Annotated in this window: 24 protein-coding genes; 14 read left to right on the top strand and 10 right to left on the bottom strand. The window is 33.0% G+C overall.

Going from position 1 to position 25,862, the window contains the following annotated elements:
* Position 1: 1 nt before the first annotated feature.
* From DNU06_RS10105 to DNU06_RS10060, 10 genes are all read right to left on the bottom strand, one after another.
* Positions 2-3,754, bottom strand: a complete 3,753-nt coding sequence (locus DNU06_RS10105) for an HsdR family type I site-specific deoxyribonuclease (protein WP_111063211.1) — start codon at positions 3,752-3,754, stop codon at positions 2-4.
* Positions 3,751-5,295 (bottom strand): RNA-binding domain-containing protein, encoded by a 1,545-nt coding sequence (locus tag DNU06_RS10100; RefSeq protein WP_111063210.1) that lies wholly within the window; start codon positions 5,293-5,295, stop codon positions 3,751-3,753. Before DNU06_RS10100 ends, DNU06_RS10105 begins: the two co-directional genes overlap by 4 nt.
* A gap of 208 nt (positions 5,296-5,503) precedes the next feature.
* The gene (locus tag DNU06_RS10095) at positions 5,504-6,751 is read right to left on the bottom strand and encodes a hypothetical protein (RefSeq protein WP_146239210.1); all 1,248 of its coding nucleotides are present in this window, start codon (positions 6,749-6,751) and stop codon (positions 5,504-5,506) included.
* Positions 6,752-6,860: 109 nt separating this feature from the next.
* Entirely contained in the window at positions 6,861-7,043 is a 183-nt protein-coding gene (locus DNU06_RS10090) for a hypothetical protein (protein WP_111063208.1), read from the bottom strand.
* Positions 7,040-7,495 (bottom strand): DUF6998 domain-containing protein, encoded by a 456-nt coding sequence (locus DNU06_RS10085; protein ID WP_111063207.1) that lies wholly within the window; start codon positions 7,493-7,495, stop codon positions 7,040-7,042. Before DNU06_RS10085 ends, DNU06_RS10090 begins: the two co-directional genes overlap by 4 nt.
* A 17-nt stretch (positions 7,496-7,512) precedes the next feature.
* Positions 7,513-8,766, bottom strand: a complete 1,254-nt coding sequence (locus DNU06_RS10080; protein ID WP_111063206.1) for a PDDEXK-like family protein — start codon at positions 8,764-8,766, stop codon at positions 7,513-7,515.
* A 15-nt stretch (positions 8,767-8,781) separates the two neighbouring features.
* Positions 8,782-10,566: an ATP-dependent nuclease gene (locus DNU06_RS10075; RefSeq protein WP_111063205.1), complete on the bottom strand. Its 1,785-nt coding sequence runs from the start codon at positions 10,564-10,566 to the stop codon at positions 8,782-8,784.
* 20 nt (positions 10,567-10,586) lie between these two features.
* On the bottom strand, positions 10,587-11,630 hold the full coding sequence (locus DNU06_RS10070; protein ID WP_146239209.1) for a hypothetical protein: 1,044 nt from the start codon (positions 11,628-11,630) through the stop codon (positions 10,587-10,589).
* Between the two features lie 7 nt (positions 11,631-11,637).
* Positions 11,638-12,918, bottom strand: coding sequence for a restriction endonuclease subunit S (locus DNU06_RS17840; RefSeq protein ID WP_158526870.1), 1,281 nt, complete (start codon positions 12,916-12,918; stop codon positions 11,638-11,640).
* Positions 12,902-14,464, bottom strand: coding sequence for a type I restriction-modification system subunit M (locus DNU06_RS10060; RefSeq protein WP_111063203.1), 1,563 nt, complete (start codon positions 14,462-14,464; stop codon positions 12,902-12,904). Before DNU06_RS10060 ends, DNU06_RS17840 begins: the two co-directional genes overlap by 17 nt.
* Before the next feature lie 220 nt (positions 14,465-14,684).
* Between DNU06_RS10060 and DNU06_RS10055 the strand changes: the two genes are divergently transcribed.
* From DNU06_RS10055 to DNU06_RS09990, 14 genes are all read left to right on the top strand, one after another.
* Positions 14,685-15,440 (top strand): hypothetical protein, encoded by a 756-nt coding sequence (locus DNU06_RS10055; RefSeq protein ID WP_111063202.1) that lies wholly within the window; start codon positions 14,685-14,687, stop codon positions 15,438-15,440.
* Positions 15,441-15,507: 67 nt separating this feature from the next.
* Positions 15,508-15,885, top strand: a complete 378-nt coding sequence (locus tag DNU06_RS10050) for a hypothetical protein (RefSeq protein WP_111063201.1) — start codon at positions 15,508-15,510, stop codon at positions 15,883-15,885.
* Positions 15,886-15,889: 4 nt separating this feature from the next.
* Entirely contained in the window at positions 15,890-16,390 is a 501-nt protein-coding gene (locus DNU06_RS10045) for a GIY-YIG nuclease family protein (protein WP_111063200.1), read from the top strand.
* Positions 16,391-16,715: 325 nt separating this feature from the next.
* Positions 16,716-17,030 (top strand): hypothetical protein, encoded by a 315-nt coding sequence (locus DNU06_RS10040; protein WP_146239208.1) that lies wholly within the window; start codon positions 16,716-16,718, stop codon positions 17,028-17,030.
* A 1-nt stretch (position 17,031) separates the two neighbouring features.
* The gene (locus DNU06_RS10035; protein WP_111063198.1) at positions 17,032-17,745 is read left to right on the top strand and encodes a hypothetical protein; all 714 of its coding nucleotides are present in this window, start codon (positions 17,032-17,034) and stop codon (positions 17,743-17,745) included.
* Between the two features lie 347 nt (positions 17,746-18,092).
* A complete protein-coding gene (locus DNU06_RS10030; protein ID WP_199399012.1) occupies positions 18,093-18,536 on the top strand; it encodes a DUF2147 domain-containing protein in 444 nt (147 codons plus the stop codon).
* 73 nt (positions 18,537-18,609) lie between these two features.
* A complete protein-coding gene (locus DNU06_RS10025; RefSeq protein ID WP_111063196.1) occupies positions 18,610-19,449 on the top strand; it encodes a phytoene/squalene synthase family protein in 840 nt (279 codons plus the stop codon).
* Positions 19,446-19,913 (top strand): hypothetical protein, encoded by a 468-nt coding sequence (locus DNU06_RS10020; protein WP_111063195.1) that lies wholly within the window; start codon positions 19,446-19,448, stop codon positions 19,911-19,913. The genes DNU06_RS10025 and DNU06_RS10020 overlap by 4 nt, the downstream gene beginning before the upstream one ends.
* Complete coding sequence (locus DNU06_RS10015; RefSeq protein ID WP_111063194.1) at positions 19,910-21,190, top strand: cryptochrome/photolyase family protein; 1,281 nt, start codon at positions 19,910-19,912, stop codon at positions 21,188-21,190. The genes DNU06_RS10020 and DNU06_RS10015 overlap by 4 nt, the downstream gene beginning before the upstream one ends.
* The gene (gene crtD / locus DNU06_RS10010) at positions 21,183-22,637 is read left to right on the top strand and encodes a 1-hydroxycarotenoid 3,4-desaturase CrtD (protein WP_111063193.1); all 1,455 of its coding nucleotides are present in this window, start codon (positions 21,183-21,185) and stop codon (positions 22,635-22,637) included. Before DNU06_RS10015 ends, crtD begins: the two co-directional genes overlap by 8 nt.
* A complete protein-coding gene (locus DNU06_RS10005; protein WP_111063192.1) occupies positions 22,634-23,275 on the top strand; it encodes a carotenoid biosynthesis protein in 642 nt (213 codons plus the stop codon). The genes crtD and DNU06_RS10005 overlap by 4 nt, the downstream gene beginning before the upstream one ends.
* The gene (locus DNU06_RS10000; protein WP_111063191.1) at positions 23,272-23,715 is read left to right on the top strand and encodes a sterol desaturase family protein; all 444 of its coding nucleotides are present in this window, start codon (positions 23,272-23,274) and stop codon (positions 23,713-23,715) included. The genes DNU06_RS10005 and DNU06_RS10000 overlap by 4 nt, the downstream gene beginning before the upstream one ends.
* Complete coding sequence (locus DNU06_RS09995) at positions 23,712-24,395, top strand: lycopene cyclase domain-containing protein (RefSeq protein WP_111063190.1); 684 nt, start codon at positions 23,712-23,714, stop codon at positions 24,393-24,395. Before DNU06_RS10000 ends, DNU06_RS09995 begins: the two co-directional genes overlap by 4 nt.
* On the top strand, positions 24,392-25,861 hold the full coding sequence (locus DNU06_RS09990) for a phytoene desaturase family protein (protein ID WP_111063189.1): 1,470 nt from the start codon (positions 24,392-24,394) through the stop codon (positions 25,859-25,861). The genes DNU06_RS09995 and DNU06_RS09990 overlap by 4 nt, the downstream gene beginning before the upstream one ends.
* Position 25,862: the final 1 nt, after the last annotated feature.

The following is a 25,862-nucleotide window of genomic DNA, read 5'->3' as shown; positions in this document are numbered from 1 at the left end:
CCTACCTATGCTTCTTAAAATTCTCAGCTTGTTCAAAAATCTCTTTATAAACTTCGTCTCTATCAACTGGTGGGTAGTCGTTTTCGCCTAATAAAATGATTAAATCAACTTTTAATTCGGCTTTTATGTCACTTCGTTCACTCCAATCAGTATATTTTGCTTTGTCGTCAACTATTTGTTTGACATGTTTTGCTAAAAAGAGTAATCTTTCTTTTGGATAACTGAAGTCATACTTTTCTGCTAATGTTTTAAGTATGTCAAAAAATGCTTTTTCTTCAAAGTCAATTCCTAAATCATCTCCTGCCTTAAATTCGTCTTTTAATTCCATGATTAGGCGAGTGAGCTCGCCTGCAATTGCCTCAAATTCTTCACCTGAATATACATTGTCTTTTCGCTCATTATAGCGATCGACAACCGCTTTCATTTTTTTAGAGAATTCAACGCCTTGAATTTTGTTTACTTTTTTCATTTCGCCAATTGCCTTGGCTAACAATTTTTGAAGTAATTGAATTTTAGTATTTGGCAGTTTTATTTTATCAATATTGGCTAAATAATCTAAATCAAAAATGTCTTGTTCTTTATTTTGCTCGTCACCTAATTTGATGATTTCTTCAATGCCGTCACTCTGGAGTGCGGCTGCCACTTTATCTCGCACATAAGCATTCATTTGTGCCGTATCTGGCGCATCTCCTTTAGTTAATTTATAAACAATTGAACGAATGGCTAAATAGAAGTGGATATAGTCTTTTTGGGATTGACTCAGCTCTTCGCTTCCACAACAAATATCATAAGCGGATTTTAAGCGCTTGACCATATCCATGAATCGCTTTTTCTTTTGTTCTGTTTCTAAAACAAATTCGGATGCACGGTTCAAGCAATGTAATTGCACCAACGATTTACCTTTGAAATAATCGTCAGTATTAAATCCATGGAAGAATCTATCCAATAAATCCAAATGATTTTTCACCACTAAAATGGACTGGTCAATATCTTCAAAATTTTGACCATCTACTTTATTATACATGGCTAAAGCCAAATTCATTTCTTTTTTAATGCCTATATAATCGACAATCAACCCTTTTCCTTTTCCTGCAAACTTTCTGTTTACACGCGATATGGTTTGTATTAAATTATGACGTTGAATGGGTTTGTCGATATACATGGTATCTAAAAATGGCACATCAAAACCTGTTAACCACATATCCACTACAATGGCAATTTTAAAATTGGACTTTTCGTTTTTAAATTGTCTATCTAATTCTTTTCTATCTGCTTTATCGCCTAATAGATTATAGAGTTCAGCGGGATCATCTTGTCCACGGGTCATAATCATTTTCACCTGGGCTGGTTGAAGCTCTTGCTTCGACCTTTCAGTTATAGCGTGACCAGTATAAATATAAGCCAAATGGTCTTTAGGTAAACCAGCCTTTTTTGGATTATTTAAAATGTAACTTACAGTAGCATTAAAATGATTGGCGTCTCTAATAAAGCGATCCCAATATTCCGGCATCCAAAATCGATCTGCTTTGTCTGGCAGGTTTAATTTGTATTTTTTATTGTGCTTAATTGCCCATTTACCAGTAAATGACTTCCATGATTGAATTATTTTTGGTAATTCATCTTTGGTTTTTATCATAACATGTACATGGTTTGGCATAATACTCCATGCCAATAAATCATACTTATCACCGTCGTGATGTAAAAGGGCATCTAACATCACTTGGGCCATTTCCTTTTTTGCTAAAGCACAACAACCATAGCCATTGTCTAGATATTTTTCTAAGGTCTTTTGCTTCTGAATTCTTGTTTTTTCATCTTTAATATTTTTTAGTGAGGCTTCTAATTCTTCAAGTGCTTTTTTAGGAATGCTGTCTCCTAGGCGGAAGGTAATAAATTGTATTAGGTCTACTTTATTTCTGTGTGGTAAGTTACCTTTATGCCACTCTTCTGGTAAACCGTAATTTTTTGTAAAAGCTTCAGCGTAATCAGCGTAATCAGCGTAATTAGCGGAGCTTGAGCTCCGCTGGCCCAGTAGTTTTATCACTTGCTTATAAAAAGCATAGGCAATTGGCCTACTTGAACAAACAAACATGGCTTTACCTTTTACAGTTGAACCTTCTTTAATTCTGGTTTCGTAATGTTTTACAAAATCTTTTGCAATGGCTTCTAATCGGTCTGGGTCACCCAACACCATGTTCATGTTTGAACTTTCTGTTTTACTTTTTTCTATATGATATTCTGATGCGCCATCTGCTGCAACTTGGTTGTAATATTCTTCAATTTCTTTTAGCGCACTATTATTAATACTCATTTTAGCTGCACGCCCTTCATAAACTATTCTTACGGTTATTTCATCCTTCACCGACTCTGTCATAGTATAAGAATCTACTATGTCTCCAAACACATCTAAAGTGGCATCTACTGGTGTACCTGTAAAACCAACATAAGTAGCATTTGGTAAGGAGTCATGCAAATGTTTGGCAAAACCATAGGATTTTTTAACGCCTTCTTCAGTAACTGTTACTTTTTGGTCGAGGTTAATTTGACTTCGGTGGGCTTCATCTGAAATACAAACTACATTTGTTCTTTCGGTTAACAGTTCGGTATCTTCATTAAACTTATGAATGGTAGTTAAAAATACGCCTCCACTATTTCTGCCTTTTAGCTGTGCGCGTAAATCTGTTCTGCTGGTTACGGTTTGTACTACATTATCGCCAATAAAGCCTTTGGCATTGGTGAATTGACCCGACAATTGATCGTCTAAATCGGTTCTGTCCGTAATTATAATAATAGTAGGACTTGCCATTTCCTTGCTCTTCATTAACAAACGGGTTAAAAAAAGCATGGTAAAACTTTTACCGCAACCTGTTGTGCCAAAATAAGTTCCCCCTTTACCATCTCCTTTCGGTTTTTGATGGACTAAAATGTTTTCATACAATTTTCGCGTGGCATAGTATTGTGGGTAACGACAAACTATTTTCTCGTCCTTTTTTGAACTATCGGGAATAAAAATAAAGTTGCGAATAATGTCACGTAAATTGTTTTGATTAAACATCCCTTTAATCATGGATTCCATGCTATTGAACCCATCTACTTGTTTGCCTTCAAAAAAGTGTCTGTCCGACTCTGCTCGCCAAGCGTAGTAAAATTCATAAGGGGCAAAAAATGACCCTGCTTTTGAATTTACACCATCTGAAATCACACAAAAGGCATTGTATTTAAATAATTCAGGAATATCACGTTTGTAACGGGTGGTAATTTGCACATAGGCATCATGGATAGACACGTTTTCGTTAATGGCAGTTTTAAATTCAAATACCACCAATGGCAAACCATTAATGTATAAAATACCATCTGGAATTCGTTTGTGATAGCCTGTTATTTCTAATTGGTTAACAATTTTGTAATTGTTATTATTCTGTTTGCTAAAATCAATAAGGTAAACCCATATATCTTTTTGAGAACGGTCTTCACGTTTTAGCATAAAACCGTCTGAAACCATTTTCATAATGGCTTTATTGCTTTCATACAAATCTGAAGCCGATAATATTTCTAACCTTCGAATAATTTGGTCCGCTTCAACTTCGGTTAATTTTTCTGCTTTGTATTGGTTGAGTAAAAATGCTTTTAGGTCTGCTTTTATTAAAACTTCATCTTCTGAACGAGAAATACTGCCACCCAAAACATGAGGGATATCCTCTTGACCTAATAGCTCAATAAAAGCCTGTTCTAATTGTGCTTCTGTGAATTTCATTTTTCTATTTCTTGTTTTTTAACATCCCAGTAACCATCCTTTCTGCTCCCTTTTCGTTCTAGAACTCCTTCAGTTCTTAAATTCTTAAGGTAAGTATAAACTGTTCTTTCCGATAATTCTAAAATTGTTCCTATCTCTTCTGCTGTAATTTCAGGATATATAACAATGAGTTCAAAAGCTAATAATTGGTTAGACAATTTCTTTCCCGAAGCTTTCCCGAAGCTTTCCTGAAGCTTTCCTGAAGTTATCCTGAAGTTATCCTGAAGATAACCTGCAATTAGTGCGAATTTTGAATGTAAAAATTTCCTGTTTTTTTCAGGTAAAGATACTAGTAGTTCTGCTATTGAATCGGAGTTATATCGGAGTTGTTCCAAAATATCGGCCTCTTTAATGCTTTCAGTTTGCCATTTCTGACCACCCATCTGACCACCTTTCTGACCACCTATCTGACCACCTTCTTTTGTATGTGTTTTTGGAAAACTCATTCTCAAAAAGTTTTCAGAAAAAGTAAAACACTCCTTCCCATAACTTTCTAATATTCTGGGTACACCTGAACCCAATTGCTCTACTAAACCAAGGTCTTTATATATCCGCATCAGCTCTTTATTCCTTGGGACTGAAAACCCTTCAAAAAATTCTTGTTGGCTTAAACCATTTGGTAATCCGCCCGAAGAGGTAATTTCAATTCTATCGTCAAATATTTCAAATTTTGGCGGCACTTCAGTTGTAAAATCATTGTGTACAAAAGCATTTAATATCGCTTCGCGCAAAGCAATTGGAGACCAAGGCCGTTGATCTACTCGTTCAGAGCCTGTAATTCTGCTGTGCGTTTTATTTTCCAGGTCAAATTTTGCCAATGTCTGCTTAGTCGCTTTAATTAATGATTCATAACCAAAATCTGTATTCTCTGCCAAATCTGCTCGGGTTAAACCATTGTACTTTGCTAACTTAATAGATGTACCGTTTTGGTCTGCCATTAAATAAGCCACGTAATTATATTCTCCTGCCTCAGTTAATAGTTCTAAGTTTTTGGCAAACTGTTTATTTAAAGCAATGCCTTGTGCTTCGTAGTATATTTTTAGTTGCTCAAAACTAAGGTCCTGTCTGCTTGATTTTATTTTACCAATGGATGTTTTTGTCCTTTTCTCAAAAAACTCATCTATCATTTTTTGAGGCATAGGGTCTGCAGCTGTGCCATTGCGAATAAAACAGCCTTTTTCCGACATGCCATACTTACGTTTAAAATAAGGCTTTTCACTGCCACTTGCTACCACAATTTTTAAAAGTGCCTTTCCTTCTTTCTCCTCAGCTACTACATCAAATAAACCCATTGCAGAAGGTGAAATATTATGTTTAATACGGTCTTTTATCTTCAGCATATCTCCATCCACATCTTCAACACCAACTACATTCCCCGCTTTGTCAATACCCACATAAATATAACCACCCTCATGGTAATTCAAAAAAGCAATTACTTCCTTTTCCAAATCCAACTCTTTGGTCAGTTTTTCTTTATATTCTATGCGGTTGGTTTCTGTCATTGTTTAAAATCTAATTTAAGCTCAAAATTTAAATTACTGTTCTTTTTTGTAGTCGCAATTTGCGTCTGCAAATCATTATCTTCTAAAGATAAGTATTCTTGTTTTAACGGTGTTATACCGGATTCATATCGGACGTATGTTAAAAAAATAGATTTTTTGATGGTGTTTGTTTAAACGATATGTTGTTGGTTTTTGTTTACTATTTATATTAATCAGAGTTATTACTTCCAATCACATCTTTGAATGATCTGATTGTTGCTATTTTATCTGCCAAGTTTGGATCAAGCCATAATAGTACAGAAATTAATAGCCACAATGCACCGATTGCAATACCAATATTTAAAATGCCTTCTTCCATTAAATTAGGAAAGTAATTTTTAATTATTAGCCCAGCACTTATTGGAAGTGCTGCAACTATAATGCTGTGCAAAATAGCAAACTTTGATTTTTTACGAATACGACTTGCAGGAACTTCAGCATCAAGCAAACCTTTAATATCATGCTTCAGTATTTTTTCGAAAATATTTTTAAATTGTGCCTTTAGTTCAATAGGGGTTTTAACAGAAGGGATAATTAGTTGACGTTTGTATGCTCTTATGCTAGAAGCTATTCCGTTAAGTGTTTTAATTTTCCATTTATCTGTACGCTCGTCACCAGGTAAAATATGACTACTCCAATCCTTTTCAATTAAGCCAGCCAATCTTTCAATTTCATCTATAGTATTTTGCCTAACAGATCTTCTTTTTATAGCAAGATTCCATTCTACCTTTGAAAGGCGATAAGCTGACTCAATAATTAATTCGTCGCTTAATTGAATCTTATCTGTAAAATAAACAGCGTCAACTAAAAAATGAACAAAATATGTTACGCTCGAAATAAGAAGAATTATATAAAATAAAGTGTACGCTGAAAGTATACCGCCTTTCAAAACACCTTCTTTTAAATCTATAAAATAATATATAGAAAAACAAGCTATTATGAGGAGTATAAGTTTAATAAACCCGCTTAAAGCTCGACCTATTTTTATTTTAAAATTTGTTATAAATGAAAAAAGTGGAATTAAAACCATTACAAGTACTAGAGAAACTAGTATTGTAAGAAGATAATTCAGAATATATTCCCATATGTTAAAATGTTCCTTAAAAAAAAGAATAGGCAAAAGAAAAGGTGTCAAGAATAAAGAGAGGATACCTATGTTTTGAATTACAATTTCAAACAACTTTTTTCGAAGTTTTTTATTACTCCTAAAAAGAACCGCAGCTTCATAAAGATTTATTAAATTTTTCCTTTCTGCATTATCGTTTGGATAAATGGATTTAATTGAATTGGTAAACTTTGCCTTGCTATTATTAATATCTTTATTATACTCAATTATTGCATTATTAGAAGCTTTGTTAGGGAATGGGGTCCCCCAAAATTTCATTAACGTTAAGCGATCTTTTGAAAATTTCTTCATTCAAATTTCATTTTAGTATTTTCTTTACATTTCATTAATATCCTTCTCAATCAATTTATACTGATCTTTAATCTCTTCCCAAGAATAAAAATCCAACAAGTTTTTTTTGTCAATGTGCCGACTTGGTTAATTTTTCCGCTTTGTATTGGTTGAGTAAAAATTCTTTTAGGTCAGCTTTGATTAAAACTTCATCATTTGAACGGGTAATAGTTCCACCCAAAACATGAGGAATATCCTCTTGCCCTAATAGCTCAATAAAAGCCTGTTCTAATTGTGCCTCTGTGAATTTCATTTTACTCTCTTTATTTTATCTTTTTCTGGTACTTCAGCGTTGAGTTTTATTAATACACCTTTTGATAAATTATAAAAAGTTTCTCGCGTAGGCTTTAAATTTCTACCAATAATGTATTTATCGTAAATAAATTGCCCAGGACCATTAAACAATTCCTCTAGCTCTCCATTTTCCAATATATTTACACTTAAAAAATAGTCTGGTATTTTACTTTTAGCTGAAGGAAAATAACTATAATTTTTAAAACTGGCTTTTATTTGAATACGTTTCAACCCATCAATTGTTATGGCATCATGAATTGGTTCATTTTCGCTAAATAGAGTAAGATTATATGCTTCAGCTGTCAATACTTCTCCTATATCACCTACCAATTTACCATCTAGCGTAAATTTTCTTCCGTATTTTTCTTGTAAAGATCTAGTTATTTCAAGTAGTTGTTTAATTTCTTCCATTTAAATAATAAACTAATTTAATCAAATTTAGCTATTTCGCTTTCCATTATTGTTTTTGCTAATTCTATAGCAAAACTATTAACCAGTTTTTCGCGTGCAGATTTATTCAAGTCTAAATAATTTAAGAAATTAAATTCTTCCTGAAAATTAAATTTTTGATATAAATTCCAACCGTTTCGATTACCTTCTTTCTTACAAGTGTAATTCTTAGAACTAATGTAATTAGCAATGGAATCAAAGCGTCTATGTGAATTCAAAACGCTACTTCTATTCTTCCCAGACTCTATCATACAAAAGAAAAAATAATTATTTTCCAATTCCAAATTTATCCCAATGTCGTATTTGTTATTTTCAATAGTTATCTGTTTGAGAGAAATAAAACCACCATCTGCTCTGCCACCTCTCTTGGCATCAATCTTTATGTCTAAGTTTGCTATATCCTTTACTTCTGTTTTGATTTTTGTGAAGATTTTTTTATACACTTGTTCTTTCGCGTCACTTACTGAATTTGAAATTGTATTCGCAGCTTCAAAATTTGCTCGATTTTTAATGATAAGCTCTTGTAGTTCTTTATCCATAGCTTGAGAAGTTGTTTGAAAGGTTAATTTTTTAATTAAAATCAAATATTGTTTAATGGTTTCCCTTAATATTGGCTGATCACTAGCTTGCAAAAAACATGCTTCTAACCATTTTGTAGTGTCATTATTATGCGACAAACAGAAATAGTGTGTTCCATTTTTTAAAATTCCTGCACTTTTAGATGCCTGTCCATTAAGTGTTAAATAAAATACAATGATTTTCGGAGCTGCTCCTTTTTTTGAATTGAAATAGCGTTCTAATTGTTTAGGCTGTTCACCTGCGTGAATTTTATTTTCGATTCGAATTTGACAATCTGATGTGGTAATACAAATATCTATACTTCCTCCTTTCGATTGATCAATGCTAATATTGCCTAGCCAATATTCTGCTTTCACTTTGGTAGGTAATTCCTGCATTGCTACTATCGTTTTACAAACTGTATTCGGCAATGAATTTTCTCCAGTTTGACTTTGAAGAATTTGCTTATAAAATAGATTTAAAAAAATAGCACCCATTCCATGCGAGCCTTTCGGATTCAGTAAATTGGCAATAAATCGATTGTGCACAGTAACTTCATCTGATTCTATTTTTAAAACATTAAAAATGTTATAATTTTCACCTTTTAAACGACTCACCTCTCGTGAACGCTTTAGGATCGAATTTGTAGTGTCAATTAATTGTTCGTGTAACATTTTATATTCTTAAAATCATTCCTCTTCAAGTTCCTCTGCTTCTTTATCATTTCTTAAACCAATAAAAGTTTCTAATTTTTCAGGAAACAGTTGCTCATCAAACTCAAAACTCCCTGAGTTTAACAATTCCCAAATAGCAATACTACTTTTATCGATTGAGCTATAACCAATAACGGTCTCAAGTTTTTTTACATTAAAGTGAATATTATCGATTCCTGAAGCATTAATTAAGTTCCAATTTGTTGTAATCATTGCTTTCTTGTCACTTGCAATATAAATAGTATCAGCTTTTAAATCAGCAAGAGTGCTGAAACCTGCAACTTCACTAATCAACAAATCTGCTTCATCAAAATCCCAATCATTTATAACAAAGTAATCTATTGAAAAGTGTTTACACAATTCTATTAGGTAGTTGGCAGTTCCTTTTCCATGATGACACACAATTGAAATATTTTCAAAATTCATATATGCATCAGCATACTGTTCTTTATTTTCTATTGTAGCATCATCAGCTATAAATTGTAATACCTTTTGCTTTATGGCATATTTATAAACCAATACATCATTTGGGCCTTCAACAAGAATGACTTTTCTACTAAAGAGCATCCTATTTAAATTTGGCTCAATGGTTTTAATAAATTCATTGTAGCGAGAATAGTTAATTACTTCACCTGTATCCTCATCAACTTCTTCATAATTAAATTCTGCAACATTATTATATTTTTTTACCGTTTGATTTTTCTCATCCATCTCTAATCGAATCAACCCTTTTGTATCAAAAGGGTCAATCATTTTATCAGAATGAGTGGTATAAATAACTTGATGTCCTTTTTCTGATAAACCACATAAAACAGTTTTGTAAAAATACTCTTGATGATTTTCATGTAAAAAGCTCTCTGGCTCTTCAAATAAAAATAAACATCTATCATCAGTATTGGATTCTGCTATTGCCTGAATTACTGCCATCACAAACATTGAGATATAACCATCTCCAAAATGATCTATTGGGACCAAATTATCTTTGTCTCCATTGAGTCCAATCTTAAACATCATTTTTAAGAAGATGTCTTCATAATTGGGTAATCCAAAATCTACTGTGCAGTCATCATTTCTCAGGTTAGTGACGTAGTTTTTTCTTATTAAATCTATAAATTTTTCTAGATTGGAATCTTCAAGTACTTTTTTTGTGCTTCTATTAACTCTTTGTTCAAATCTTTCTTTTTTCTCAGCCATTGAAACATCAGTCTCAACAATTTTCTGAATGTGTTTGCCTAAAAAAGATTTAAGATTACCCCAACTCGTCTTTTGAGTGACAATTTCTTCTTTAATGTTGTGAAAATTGATATAGAAAATATTGAAATACCTTGTCGCCCCGAATGCTTGATAATTTAAATCCTCTTTACCGTATTCATTTAACTCAAAACTATTAAGAGATTTAATACTGCTTCCTTCAATTACATCTCCATCCGTTAAAATATTCAAAAAATGATGACCAGTTAAATTCGCTTGCTTAACTCCATCAAACTTTGTTTCTACACTACTTATTGCATTAAGTAGAATTCCTGGAACATTATCAATATTTCGATTATGAAAATCGTTAATTGTAAAAGTGTCTTTACTCACAAAATTGACTTGTAAAGCAAAAAGAATTGAATTCATTAAATTAGTCTTTCCTGTATTATTGTACCCTACAATGGCAATGGGCTTTTTGTAATCTGCATTCGGAAAAACAAAATCTTGTGAATCTCCAAAAGAGCGGTAGTTCATTATTTCTATTGAATTAATTCTAATTCTTGACATCACTTGTTTATTTTAAATTTCTAAAAAATCTGATAATTAATTGAGCTGTAGTTTTCGAACTCCTGTAGCTCCAACTTTAACCCTTGTTTTGGTACAATTGTAGTATATGTACTCGGAGCATTGGGGATTGTGTCATAAGAAAAATACTGTTCAATTTTACGTAAGTAAAATCTAATATCATCTAAAACAAATTCAGTAATATTAGTCTTAAAATAAGATGTAATGGAATTAAATATTGCATGTTCAAGGATTCTAATAATTTCAAATTGAAATTTATCATTTCTAAATTCTCTCCTCTTTTTTAGTATTTTGAAAAACCTTTCTAATTGAACGCAAATCATTTCACCAAGTAATTTTTGTAAATGATAATTTGTATAAATGTATTTAAAGAAGAAAAAATTAACTTCACTTTTCAAACCATCATATGATGTTCGGTATTTATGAACTACTCCCTCATTTATTGTAATTGCCGGGCTTTGCTTCTTAGCCTGTTCATCTAAGTCCAAAACAGGAACAAAAGATGAATTCTCAATGAGGTTCCCTACTTTATCATAAAAATCAATTGTCTCCGTGATTCTTGGGAAGACATACATTACTGACTCTGCTTGAATATTATTATTCTTTGCAAGTTCTTGCAATATAGAATGCTGTCTTTTCTTTGCAGCATCATTAAAGGTGAACATTGCATGCTCGCTACCACTACTTATTGAGTTATCTTTATTAAAATGAGATTCCTTATTCTGACAATAACCCACCCTTTTTCCTGCCTTATATTGCAAAAACATCAACCGTCCTGAACCGGAAATTGGATGTTTACAATGAATAGAAACATCATATCCTCCACCTACCTTTGATTCTTGGTCTTGCGTTAAGCCTTCAGCAAAAAAAACAGATTGATTAAGAAACTCACGCCAAATAGTTTCATCTAAAAAATGACTTAGAGGTGAATGGTCCATGTACCAAATAAAAGACTTACTAATGTTTAGTAATTCAGTAGTAATATTTAACTCAAATGTTTTTTCGCTAATTTCTTTCGCTTGACTTTTACTATGTTTTTTTGCCATTACTCGATTAATTAATAAATTCCTTTTCCAATTCAACTTTTGTCATTTTTGAAAGAAGTAAATCTTTTAGTTTTAGTAACTGTTCTTGCTGCTGAACTCTTTTTGTTGAGGAAATAATAATTGATATTTCTTGGAATTTATCAAGGATATCCAATGGAGGAATAATTGAAATTAAATTTCTAATCTGATCTGGAGAAATATTTGCTTGATTTGCACTACCAGTTGAGCCTGCCAATAAATCTGATTGAGTTTCTTGTCTTGAGATAAATAGATAAGCAAACTCACTATAACAATTTTCTTTGCAATTCAGTTTACAAATTCTTTGATTCAATAGAGAAGGTTTTTTAAAATAATATTTTCCAACTTGTCCAACAGCGGAGTTTAATTGATTAGCTCCAGAACCAGTCATTGTAACTAAGACATCTCCTGCCCTTATTACTACCCTTTTTAATTTTTCACTTAAATCGTATTTGTAATAAGATGAAGAATCTATCGAAACAATAGGAGGCTGAACGTTCTTAATTTTTAGGATCGGAAAATCTCCTTTTTCACTAAAATCATCTGCCTTAAAAGCATAACCATTGATAATTTCTATAAAATGTGAAAATTCCCCAGCACCCCACCCATCAGGAATCTCCTTATCCAATTCAGCATTCCACACCTTTTTACCACCAGAACTTTTATACCCTTCGGCTCCGCTCAGGGTATCATTTAAATTTGCAGGAAATTCAAAATCCACAAACCAATGCTTATACAAAGCTTGGGCGGTTTCTTCTAGTTTTTGGTTGAGTTGTTCATTCAGTTTTATGCGGTTAACTACCGTACTGTATTCTTTTACAATGGCGCGCTGTTTGGCTATGGAAGGGATGGGGAGTTCTACTTCGCACATTTCGTCCCAATCAAAAAATTCATGTGCACTACCATGAGATTTAAAACGGGCATAGCGGTCAAATTCTGGTCGTCTGAACCACATCATTAAATATTCAGAATTTAAAACATTTTCATCTTTTGACTTAAAAATTCTGTATGAAGGTGAAACAATACAATTTTCTTCTTGCCTTAAAGCAATAGATATTTTATCTCCATTTCGAGTAGTAGCCCTGTTAAAAGCAAACTGCCCTGTTCTTACAATTCTATATTTCGATAAGTCTATTCCTATTGTATTCGTTTTAGCTTTTTGGAAAAACTTTTGATTACTTATCCCTTGTAATAACTTGTTATTATTCCCTTCATTCTTTTCGTTGCAAGGTTCGATATAATCTTTTAATCGCTTATAGTTCGATCTCATAGCCCAATTCTTTAAAAACATTCAATAAATCGGCTTTAGATGCTTCTTCAGCTTTCAGTAATTCAGCAAATTCGTTTTGTAATGCCGTCATTTTATCACCAAAATCAATATTTTCATCTCGGTTAATGAATTCAATATATTTACTCGGCACCAAGGAATAATCTTTAGCAGCAATTTCTTCTAAATTAGCAGAGTAACAAAATTCTGGAACATCTTTGTAGTCAGAATCTTTTAGTTGCCAATTGTGATAGGTTAAAGATATTTCATCAATATTTTCTTCAGAAAACTGTATAAATTTCTTTTCAAATGGAATCCCAATCTGTCTTAAATCCATGAACAAAACTTCGTCTTTTCTTTCACGATAATTCTTTTCAATATCATTTAATTTAAGAGTTCGTTCTGACTTGTTTTTATTAATTATCCATATCGATACACTAATATCCGTAGTATAAAACATACTTCCCGGCAGAATCACAATCGCTTCTACCAATCCATTTTCAATCAGTTTTCTTCGAATTTTATAATCAGTACTTCCTCCTGAAAGTGCGCCATTTGATAAAACAAATCCTGCAATTCCATTTTCAGACAATTTTGCTACCATGTTTAAAATCCATCCATAATTGGCATTACTAGACGACGGCACATCATAGCCTTTCCAGCGTGGGTCGTCCACCAATTCATTGTCTGCTCGCCAGTCTTTTTGGTTAAAAGGCGGGTTGGCCATAATATAATCAGCTTTTAAGTCTTTGTGTTGGTCTTTTCCAAAAGTATCGGCAGGTACAGCGCCTAAATTGGCAGCAATTCCCCTAATGGCCAAGTTCATTTTTGCTAGTTTATAGGTAGTAGCTGTATATTCTTGTCCGTAAATAGACACCTCTTTTTTGTCGCCATGGTGGTTTTCAATAAACTTCATAGACTGCACAAACATACCACCCGAACCACAAGCAGGATCGTAAATAATTCCCTTATAAGGTTCAATCATTTCGGCAATGAGGTTGACAATACTTTTAGGCGTATAAAATTCACCTTTTCCTTTGCCTTCAGCCAAGGCAAACTTGCTTAAAAAGTATTCGTAAACCCGCCCAACAATGTCTTGCTGTTTGTCTTTAAGGGTGTCAATATTATTAATGGTGTCCAATAAGGCCGCCAATTTACTCACGTCCATATTTAAACGAGAGAAATAATTATCAGGCAAAGCGCCTTTTAGAGAAGGGTTATTCTTTTCGGTAGTATGCAAGGCGGTATCAATAATCAAGGCAATATCGTCTTGCTTCGCATTTTTAATAATATGGCTCCAACGTGATTCTTCGGGCAGAAAAAAGATATTCTTCATATTGTAGAATTCCTTCATCTCCAAATACTGCTCCTTTTTCTCTGCAATCAATTCTTTGCGTCTCTCTTCAAACTTGTCGCTGGCAAATTTTAGGAAAATCAATCCTAGCACGACGTGTTTGTATTCCGAAGACTCAACCGTTCCCCTTAATTTATTGGCAGAATCCCAAAGGGTTTCCTCCATTGATTTTTGTTTTTTTATTGTTTTTGCCATTTTAGTTTGTATGCTATGTGTTATTCCTATTTAAAAGTCTGAATATAAGAATATCAATTAGAATAATTTATATATAATGTTCAAAAAGTAAACTCCTAAAGCAAGAAATGTGTTTACAATAATTTATTTAGCTACTTGTTTTTCAATTTAAACAAAATTAAGCCTTTGTTTTTTAGCTATATTTAATGCTTTAGTAAATTATTAATCAGACAGCAATATAATGGAATTAGATATAAAAAGACTTGATAAGTACATAGCAGTGCTTGAAAAAATTATTGTAGCAGAAGACGATACAAGATTTGATGCATGGATGCTGATGGATTGTAGTGAAGGAGGATGGAATGAAAATTATAACTGGGATACCTATTATTTATATGTTTCCGAAAGTGAGTTATTAGATAAAGTATACACCTTGTTAAACTTTATTGAAGCCCTTCCGCAATATAAAGCCCAACAAAATGATTTACTAAAAGTAATTAAATACAAACGAATTATAGACCGCAGAATGGGCAATAATGGCCATGAATGTGACATGTATAAAGATGGAATTGTAAACCCATTTGATTTTGAAAGTTTCATAGTTAATAAACATAGTGCTAATCGTTTAATTCCAAGAGCAGATAAACAAAAAAAACTAGAAAATGCTTTGAATTATATCATTAATTCAGGCTTAGCGCAAACGGACAATATCGCAGAGGATTTTATTCAGATAAATAAGGAAGACACACATACCTCCGCCACCATGAAATGGTTAGGGACTGAAGGAGAATTTGGAGCTTGGTGTAATGTTGTAAAAGAGTGTTTGGTTTCAGTACAAGAAAAGAAATATTACAAAAATTGTAGTGGCTTGATCAAAAAGGAAGATGATTCTTATTTTAACCCAAAAAATGTAAGTTCAGCTTTATATAAGGATGTTAAACACAAGTTTGAAAAATCAAAATATGAAGAAATGAAGGACAATATTGAAAATATGTAACAGTACTTGTGCAGTACTTGCTAAAAAATTAATTTACGCTATATAGTTTTGTCACAAATTATAAAGTATGATAAGTGAAAAAATATATTGCGTATTAACGCATCCAGAACAATTGGTATTGCATGATTTAATTGAACTTCAAGTCCAATCTTTAACAAGTATACTCAAAAACGATTGTGGTGAAGTTGATTTAATCTTTAAATTAAAACAATCGGAGGTGAGTCCTCATCAATTTAATATGCATATATCTAAGGAACTGAATTACTTTAAAAGCTTAATTGGAAATTATGAGGGAATATTTCTAGCAAAAAAATCCCATGCTTCCCTTCGCCACATATTGTTTCATGCAGAAGATAGCTTGCTACCAATTCACGGTATTAATGTGAAATCCATCTGGAAGAAATTCTTTCAATACGAAAAATTTTGTCAAATCATTTTAAATTAAAAATATGAAGTTCATAAAAGGAAATCCAAAGCAAGCTATATCCGTTCCAGACTTGCCAGGCAATTATATCATTTGTTTAAAACCAAGCAGTACACTTTGCAATAATTTAGTTTCGTATACAGAGTATGAAAAATTGAAAGTGCTCTACACAGGTATTTCATCTAAAAGCCTTCGCAAACGAGATATAAAACAACACTTTTATGGCCATGCTGGCCAGTCAACTTTACGCAAAAGTATTGGCTCATTGATGGGACTAAATAAAATACCCCGCGATCAATCCAATCCTACAAATGGTAAAACAAAATTTACAGCAATTGATGAAGCCAAATTAACGGAATGGATGCTTGAAAACCTTGCGTTTTTTTATTGTGTTTCAAATAATCCCATACAGTTTGAAACAAGCCTGATCGCTAAATTTAACCCACCTTTAAATATTTCAAAAAATTATAATTCAACGAACAAAAGCTTTAGACAGGATTTGAAAATGCTTAGAAGGAAGGTGTGAGGTTTTATATTGTGAGGCTTGTTTTTTAGGGCTTAAAAAAGTTAACTAATTACTATAGGCTTTGAGGTTTACTTTTTTATTATGATTTATAACTTTCAATTATATCCATTTTATCTTTCAAAAACCAATATGGATATTTTTGGATTTCATATTATTATAATGCGTGTTAAGTGTTGCTTATTATGAGTGGCTGTATTCTGTTGATTTTGATTCAAATATAATAATTCAAATAACTTGTGCAGGATTTTAAGTGTATTTTTATATTATTGTAAAGTATATGCCCACCAAAAAACTAATAGACCAATTATTCGAACAAAAGCGGCTTGTGTCTCAGCGCCCAAGGAACAAAAAAACATTTGAGCCTGTTGATTTTGAAGACTTTTTTAAGTTGCATACCCAGCAAGTGGCTATTTTGGAAAGTGTGGGTTTGGGTATAACAGATGAAAATTTAGGATTATTTGAGCAGATTGATATAGAAACAGCACGTGAATTTGTGGAGTTTGATCAGAAAAAACTAAGGGATAAACTCATTAATGAATTAGTGAAGCAAGGCGGACCAATAGTGCCTGTAGAGGCGAATGACAAGGAGGAATGGGATAAATTAGTAAACTTTTTTAATTCCTTAAAAATCCCATTTTGATATGAATACGTCGCTAGCATCTAAACTCATTTCATTTAATATTCCCTTATCAGATTATGTAGACTTTTTGGTTTCGAATTGTTGGAATCCAAATATTGATATGAAAGCAGAACTGATAAAAATAAGGAATAATACGGCATTGCATACGGGTATTATTCGTTACGCTTATAATGATTTATCCGCCCAGGAATTAATCGATTTTGAGGCCTTAAAAGATAAACAGCAATTGCCAGACTTAACGGGCTTCCTTGAAACGGTTCAAGGGCAGTACCACAAAACTGAGCTTGACATGATTACTGAAAATTTAAGTAAATTGAGTTTGGCCAGTAAAAACTCCCCTTATTTTTTTACTTTTTTTAAGCGCTATATTACCAAACTACACCAGCCACATTTGATGTACTTTAATAGTGCCCTTCAAAATTATGCGTTGTATTGTGAATACAACGAAGCAATGGCAGCGCAGTTAAAGCACTTTTATGCTGCAAAATATTTGAAAAATAAGTCCCTTGAAAACTGCTATAATTATTTCTTCATCATTAATTATGATTGCGAAACTTATCCAGATTTTTTACCATTTGATGATCCAAATTATCAAAAACTGCTCAAATTGAGAAAAGAATTAACAACGCATTATCTCAGTTTTAAGCAAAGTAATATCGCACAGTTTCTTGAAGTTAAAATGGTGCATGATGCAGATTTAACGTCGCTGAATTAGGATTTACACCTTTTAATTATTTATTATTTTCACCTGTGTAATTCCATGTTCCTTTAATGGGCTGATTAAGTGGTATAGCTGAGCTATTCTTTTTATTTGCATACAACTTACTTTAAAAGTTTTTCCGGATTAAATGCTAAGGCTAAAAGCTTGGCTTTTTGTTGCGGTAGTAGGCACAGCATATAGTCTTTTTTCAATTTTTTTGACTAGCTAATTTTAGCGTTTAAACCGTGTTGGAACTGTATCTGGTTTAAACTCATGCTTTCATGGGTTGTCTTTCATTGAAAATATAGGATGGAGTCGTCTTAAAAAAAGTTGAAAATCTAATTATTTTTCATTATTATTACATGATGAGAGTAAAGCACGTCCTATTGTTTTTAATTTTTTTACCATTTATTGGAAAGTCTCAAGTGAGTACCGACGATATTGTTGGGGTTTGGTTAACGCAAGCGAAGGATGCCAAAGTGGAAGTCTATAAAAAAGGAGGTAAATACTTTGGAAAAGTTATTTGGATAAAAACACCAAATGATGAGAATGGGCAACCCGTAAAGGATACTAAAAATCCGGATGATGCTAAAAAAAACCAAAATATATTGGGGATGGATATTATTACCGATTTGGTTTTTAAAACTGAAGAATGGTCCGGCGGAAAAGTGTATGATCCCAAAAACGGGGAGACTTACGATTGTAAGATCTGGCTGGAAGAAGGTAAGATTCACCTAAGGGGTTATTTAGGTTGGTTTTATGAGACAAAAACTTGGAAAGATGGATTAAAAATACATTTTGTTTAATCTTTTTACAATAAAGTTAAACATAACGATTGTTTTTTTACTACTTTTGACGTGTAGGTATTAAACTATAATTATGAAACACATATACGATTCACTTTCTATGAATTGGAGTAAGGAGCTAACCAAGGCTTATTCTACTTCATTTACGTTGGGTATTCGTTTGTTGAATAAAGACATTCAACAAGACATTTATTCCTTGTATGGTTTTGTAAGGTTAGCGGATGAGATTGTAGATACCTTTATGGGGGAGCACCAAGACAGGATGTTTAAAAATTTTAAAGAGGATACCTATCATGCTTTAAATGATGGTATTTCTGCCAATCCACTTTTGCACTCATTTCAAATGACAGTTGCTAAAAATAATATTCCAATTGCCTTAATTGATAAATTTCTGTTTAGCATGGAAATGGATTTAAACGCGAGTTTGGAGTACGATAAAAAACTATACGACGAATATATTGTGGGTAGTGCTGAGGTGGTAGGTTTAATGTGTTTAAAAGTTTTTCTCCAGGGAGATGAAAAGAAATATTTAGAACTGGAAGAAAATGCCAGGGCTTTAGGTTCTGCATTTCAGAAAATTAATTTCTTGAGAGATTTTAAAGAAGACTATGAAGGATTAGGAAGGGTTTATTTCCCTGCTGTCAATTTTCAAGCTTTTGATAATTTACAAAAATCAGAGATTGAATTGGATATTGAAAATGACTTTAAAAAAGGATATGAAGGTATTTTAAAATTACCTAAAAAAGCCCGTTTTGGGGTGTATATGGCTTATAAATATTATTACCGTTTATTTAAAAAGATTAAAAGTCTCGATTCTGCTGTCATATTACAGGAAAGAGTGAGGATTCCAGACAATAAAAAATACGCACTCATATTAAGTAGCTACATCAAGCATTCTTTTAATCTATTATGAAGTGGTTACTCTTACTTTTTCTATACTTACCTTATGGTGGTGTATTGCATGCTGCTAGTCCAGAGGTGATGGAATGTCGTGAATTGTTTACTTTGGTGGACCAAGGGGAGAATTACAATATCGAGTTGGATAAATTAACAGCAAACGCGACATATAAAACACCTATTTTATTTGGTTATCGTGCTTTGTATTATTTTATGTGTGCAAAATATGCATTTTGGCCAACCGATAAGTATGCGAACTTTAAAATGGGAAAAAAGTATATTGATCTAATCATTCAATTAAATCCCAACGAGCCAGAATTAAGGATTATCCGATACAGTGTACAATCTAATGTGCCAGCATTTTTAGAATATAAATCTAATTTAGAGGCAGATAGAAATAAATTAAAAAGCGCGTATATTAATTCAAATCATACTCCAATTCATGCGCTAATCGAAGGGGTATTAAAATTATACCCATGATAGCTTATTTTTGGCATAGAAGAGACTTGCGATTGGAGGATAACCATGGTTTATCGAAACTTACGCAGGATTATAAGGAAGTAATTCCTATGTTTATTTTTGATACCACCATTCTTTCGGAGTTATCCGAAACAGATAGGAGAATGAGCTTTATTTATGATGCTGTAAAAGATTTAAAAAATGCGTACCAGTCTATAGGTTCGGATTTACAGGTGTTTTATGGAGATCCTGTAGAGATATTTAACACTTTAATAAAAAGTAATCCGGTGGAAGCTGTTTATACCAATACCGATTATGAACCATACGGTATTACTAGAGATGCAGCCATTCAGCAAATTTTAGAGCAACAAAATGTCCTGTTCCAGTCCTTTAAGGACCAAGTTATTTTCGAAAAGGAGGAGGTTTCAAAAGTAGACGGTTTATACCAAGTATTCACACCATATTCGCGAAAATGGAAGTCTTTACTTAAGGAGTTGCCTACTTTTAATTTAAAGGAAAGCGGACTTAAAAAAAAGGTAGAATTTCATTTGCCAACACTGCATGACATGGGGTTTTCTTATCAATCTCAAAATAAATTACACTATAATATTTCGGAAAGTGTATTGTTAAATTACGCCGCACAAAGAGATGTTCCTTCTTTAAATGGTACCAGTAATTTGAGTACTTTTTTAAGATTCGGCATAGTATCTATACGAAAAGTAGTCACTATTGCAAAAAACACATCAGAAACATTTTTAAATGAACTAATCTGGCGTGAATTTTATATGGCCATTCTTTGGGGTTACCCCAATAGTGTTTCCCAAGAATTTAGACCAAAATATAGGCAGTTAAACTGGGAGAATAATGTGTCCTATTTTAAATTATGGTGTGCTGGAAAAACTGGCTTTCCAATTGTAGATGCTGGCATGCGAGAGTTAAATGCAACTGGTTTAATGCATAACCGCGTACGAATGATTACGGCGTCTTTTTTAGTAAAGGATTTATGTGTGGATTGGCGTTGGGGAGAGGCTTATTTTGCAGAGAAATTAATGGATTATGAGTTGGCTTCAAATGTTGGTAACTGGCAGTGGGCTGCTGGAACAGGTACAGATGCCGCACCTTACTTTCGTGTTTTTAATCCAGATAGACAACAAGAAAAATTTGATCCAGATTTTAAATACATAAAAAAGTGGATTCCCGAGTTTGGTACTGACGCTTATCCAAGTGAAGTGGTAAACCATAAAGAGGCAAGGGAGAAAATACTCAATTTTTATAAATCACAAATCATCCATGCCTAAAGCTATTGTAATTGGTGCTGGAATTGGCGGTTTAGCTGTAGCCATTAGATTGGCAGCAAAAGGATACGCGGTGCAGGTGTTTGATAAAAACAATCATTTGGGTGGAAAACTTAATGAGTTCAAGGAAAATGGTTTTAGGTTCGATACCGGGCCTAGTCTGTTTACTATGCCAGCCTATTTCGAAGATTTATTTACTGCCGCAGGTAAAAACCTAGTCGATTATTTGCCTTATAAGTTGTTAGATGCCTCTTGTACCTATTTCTATCCCGACCATGCTAGTTTTAAATTTTATAGGGATGAATTAAAATTGAAGGAGGCATTGGGTGCGGAATTACAGACCGACTTACCCGCAGTTAAATCTTATTTAAATAGTGCTAAAAAACTATATGATACAGCAGGTAAGTTATTTGTTGAAAAAAGTCTACATCAAAGAAGTACTTATTTTTCAAAGCAAGCTTTAAAGGCGCTACCGCACCTTTTAAGTCCAAAAAATTTAAGCACTTTACACCGAAAAAATAAGGCAAATTTTAAAAATAAAAAGTGGGTACAACTTTTCGATCGTTATGCAACCTATAACGGCTCTTCCCCATATAAAACACCTGCAATGATGGCAGTTATTCCACATTTAGAGCATAATATTGGTACTTTTTTCCCGCAGGGAGGAATGTATGGTATTGTAAAAGCCATGGAAACTTTAGCCTTAGAATTGGGGGTGGAATTCCAGCTCAATCAGCAAGTGGAAGAAATAATAATTAAAAATAAAAATGCCGTCGGTGTAGTAGTTGCTAATACAAAGTATATGGCCGATAAGGTGATATCGAATATGGATATTGCATTGACATATAAATACCTTTTAAAAAATGAGAAGTATTTTTTAAAGGAGGATAAAAAAGAAAGAAGCTCGAGTGGGTTGGTCTTTTATTGGGGAATGAAGGACGTTTTTCCGCAGCTTAGTTTACATAATATTCTTTTTTCTGAAGCATATAAATTAGAGTTTAATGAAATTTTCTCTCATGGAAAAGTACCATTAGATCCTACTATTTATATTAATATTTCTTCGAAAGAGTCTCCTGATGATGCACCACCTAAAAATGAAAACTGGTTTGTAATGATTAATACCCCTGCAGGAATAGATTTAAATGATGTACAGATTGCTCAAATAAAAGAGAAAATTATATTGGCAATAGAAAGGGGTTTAAAAGTAGAGATAAGCTCTAAAATTATAGTAGAAAAGATTTTGACGCCAAAGGATATACAGATAAATACTTTAGGATATAAAGGGGCCTTATATGGAACTGCTTCTAATTCTTTGTTAAGTTCTTTTAAGCGACATTCAAATTTTAGTAAATTGTATAAAAACTTGTATTTTGTAGGAGGAACTGTACATCCAGGCGGCGGAATTCCTTTATGTTTAAATAGTGCAAAAATTGTAGCCGATACTTTATGAATTTATCCGTGTTAAATAAAGATAATTATATTCGCTTGTCTATCGGCTTTGTGCTCATTTTACATGTGGTGGGTTTAATTGGTATTGGCGTTTTTAAAAATCAAGACATAGTTAACCTGACCTGGATAAATTTAAGTATCAGTTTTATACTGGGGTTATTTTATTTTAAGTCCTCTTTTAAAGTTTGGGGCCTAGCGTTATTGATTGCCTTTTTGTTAGGGGTGATAACAGAAAGTATAGGTGTTAAAACTGGGCTGCTTTTTGGAGATTATGCGTATAGTGACCTCTTGGGCTTTAAAATGTTTGAAGTACCATTTACAATTGGATTATTATGGGGTAGTTTAAATATTGCAGCAAAAAATTTGGCCCAAAAAATAACGGCTAATAAATATGTGGTTGCGGTTTTGGCAGCACTAATCATGGTGATTTTTGACTGGGTGATGGAACCAGTTGCGACCCATTTACATTTTTGGGATTGGCAGGAAAATGTCATCCCTTTGTACAATTATATCTCTTGGTTTTTTGTATCTTTAGTTATTCAATTACTTTGGAGAAATAGCAATACAAAAAACGTATATTTTGATGGGTTGATATGGATTCAACTGTTGTTTTTCTTAGGATTATATTTTTTAATATGAGTGTTTTTTTAATCATTTTAGTTTTAATAGCCACATTTCTGGTCATGGAATTTGTCGCTTTTTTTGTGCATAAATATGTAATGCATACTTTTCTGTGGGGCTTACATAAAGACCATCACCAACCAACAGATCATCACTTGCAAAAGAATGATTTCTTTTTTTTGATATTTGCTATTCCAAGTTGGTTGGGAATTATGCTAGGCTTAATGTATGCATTGCCCATTTTTGTTACCATTGGTGCTGGTATAGCACTGTATGGGGTGTGTTATGTGTTGGTACATGAAATTTTTATTCACCAACGTTTAAGGTTTTTTAAAAAAACAAATTCAGCCTATTTGAAAGGAATTAGAAAAGCCCATAAAGTACACCATAAAAATATGGGTAAGGAGCATGGTACTTGTTTTGGCATGTTAATCGTACCCAAAAAGTATTTTAAATGAAATTATACCTCTCGCTGGTTTGTGTTACTTTGTTATTTCCACTCATATTGAGTTGGGATAAAAAAGTACAATTTTACAAACAATTTAAAGCATTATTCCTCTCTATTGTATTGGTCGGCTTACCTTTTGTCATTTGGGATATTTGGTTTACAGAAATGGGGGTTTGGGGGTTTACACCGGAACATTTGCTGGGGATTTATATTTTCAATCTACCCTTGGAAGAAATTTTATTTTTTGTCTTTGTACCCTATGCTTGTGTTTTTATACACGATACCATTAATGCCTATTGGCCGATAAAAACAAGTACACATCAAATTAGGTGGTGGAGTATGGCTTGGATTTTCGGAAGTGTGCTCTTGGCAATTGTTTTTTATGACCATTATTATAGTGTTTTGGCTTGTTCCTTGTCCGCTATTGTAGGATTCTTACTTTGGAAACAAAATACAAATTATCAGAAGAGTTTATGGCGAACATTTTTTATCGTAATGGTACCGTTTATTGTAATTAATGGTGCTTTAACAGGTTGGTTTACCGATAATCCGGTCGTTTGGTATAACGATATTCATAATTTTGGATTGCGTTTAGGTACTATTCCTTACGACGATATTATTTATAATTTTTCTCTGATAATAGGAGTTATTATGTTAAGGGATAGATTGCAAAAATCAAAAAAATCATGACCAAAAAAATTGGAGTTATTGGCGGCGGATTTGCCGGCCTATCGGCAGCGGCTTATTTGAAAAAAAACGGATACGAAGTTGTTCTGTTTGAAAAAAATGATGTGATTGGTGGTCGAAATCGGCAATTTCAAAAAGATGGTTTTGTATTCGACATGGGACCATCTTGGTATTGGATGCCAGATGTTTTTGAAAAGTTTTTTCAAGATTTTGGGAAGACGACGAAAGATTATTATGCCCTTGAAAAATTAAATCCAGCATTCAGTATATTTTACGATAAGATTAAATTAGATATCCCTGCAGATCCTGCAGAGTTACCAGCTTTGTTTGAGTCTTTCGAAGAAGGGGCAGGGGAGGCTTTTAATCGCTTTATGAATAGTGCGGAATACAAATACGAGGTTGGCATGAATGACTTTGTGCAGAAGCCCTCGAAGAGTTTATTGGAGTTTGCCAGTTTGAAAGTGTTAAAGGGAGCCATGAAACTCACTTTATTGACCAAATATGATAAGTATGTCCGTGAATACTTTAAAAATAAATATTTAATTCAATTGATGGAATTCCCCGTGTTATTTTTGGGTTCAGCGCCTAAAAATACGCCAGCATTATATTCTTTAATGAATTATGCAGGACTTATGCTCGGTACTTGGTATCCACAAGGTGGCATGCATCAAGTGGTGTTAGGTATGGAGTCTTTAATTGAAAGCCTTGGTGTGGAGGTAAAAAAATCCACTGAAATTACAGAAATTTTAGTCGAAAATAAAAGGGTGAATGGGGTTTGTCTCAAAGGTGGTGAAAAAGTGGCTTTAGATGGTATTGTTGCTGCAGGAGATTATGCGCACATGGAAACATTATTGCCTGTTAATTATAGAAATTACACCGATAAATATTGGGAGGATAGGGTATTTGCTCCCTCGTCCTTATTGTTCTATTTGGGTGTCGATAAAAAGATTGAAAAATTAATGCACCATAATTTGTTTTTTGATGAAAGTTTAGACCAACATGCGGTGGAAATTTATGATACACCACAATGGCCTACAAAACCATTGTTTTATGTGTGTGTACCTTCCAAAACGGATGATACAGTGGCGCCACAAGGAAATGAAAACATTTTTATTTTAATGCCTTTAGCAGCCGGTGTAGAAGATACAGAAGCCATTAGAGAAAAATATTTTGATATCATAATGGATCGGTTGGAAGCAAGAATGGAGATCAAAATCCGTCCACATATTGTGTATAAAAGGAGTTATTGTATCAATGACTTTAAAGCCGATTATTATGCCTTCAAGGGCAATGCTTATGGGTTAGCAAACACACTAAACCAAACTGCGTTTTTAAAACCTAAATTGAATAATAAGAAAATTAAAAATATGGTGTATGCAGGACAGTTAACCGTGCCTGGACCAGGAATGCCACCAGCAATTATTAGTGGTAAATTAGCGGCGCAAGAAATGGAGAAAGTAGTACGGTAAA

Origin of the sequence: Putridiphycobacter roseus, from assembly GCF_003234935.1 — a bacterium.
Taxonomy (GTDB): Bacteria; Bacteroidota; Bacteroidia; order Flavobacteriales_D; family Crocinitomicaceae; genus Putridiphycobacter; species Putridiphycobacter roseus.
The sequence above is the reverse complement of the archived record's forward strand: the minus strand, read 5'-3'. Positions and strand labels throughout refer to the sequence as shown.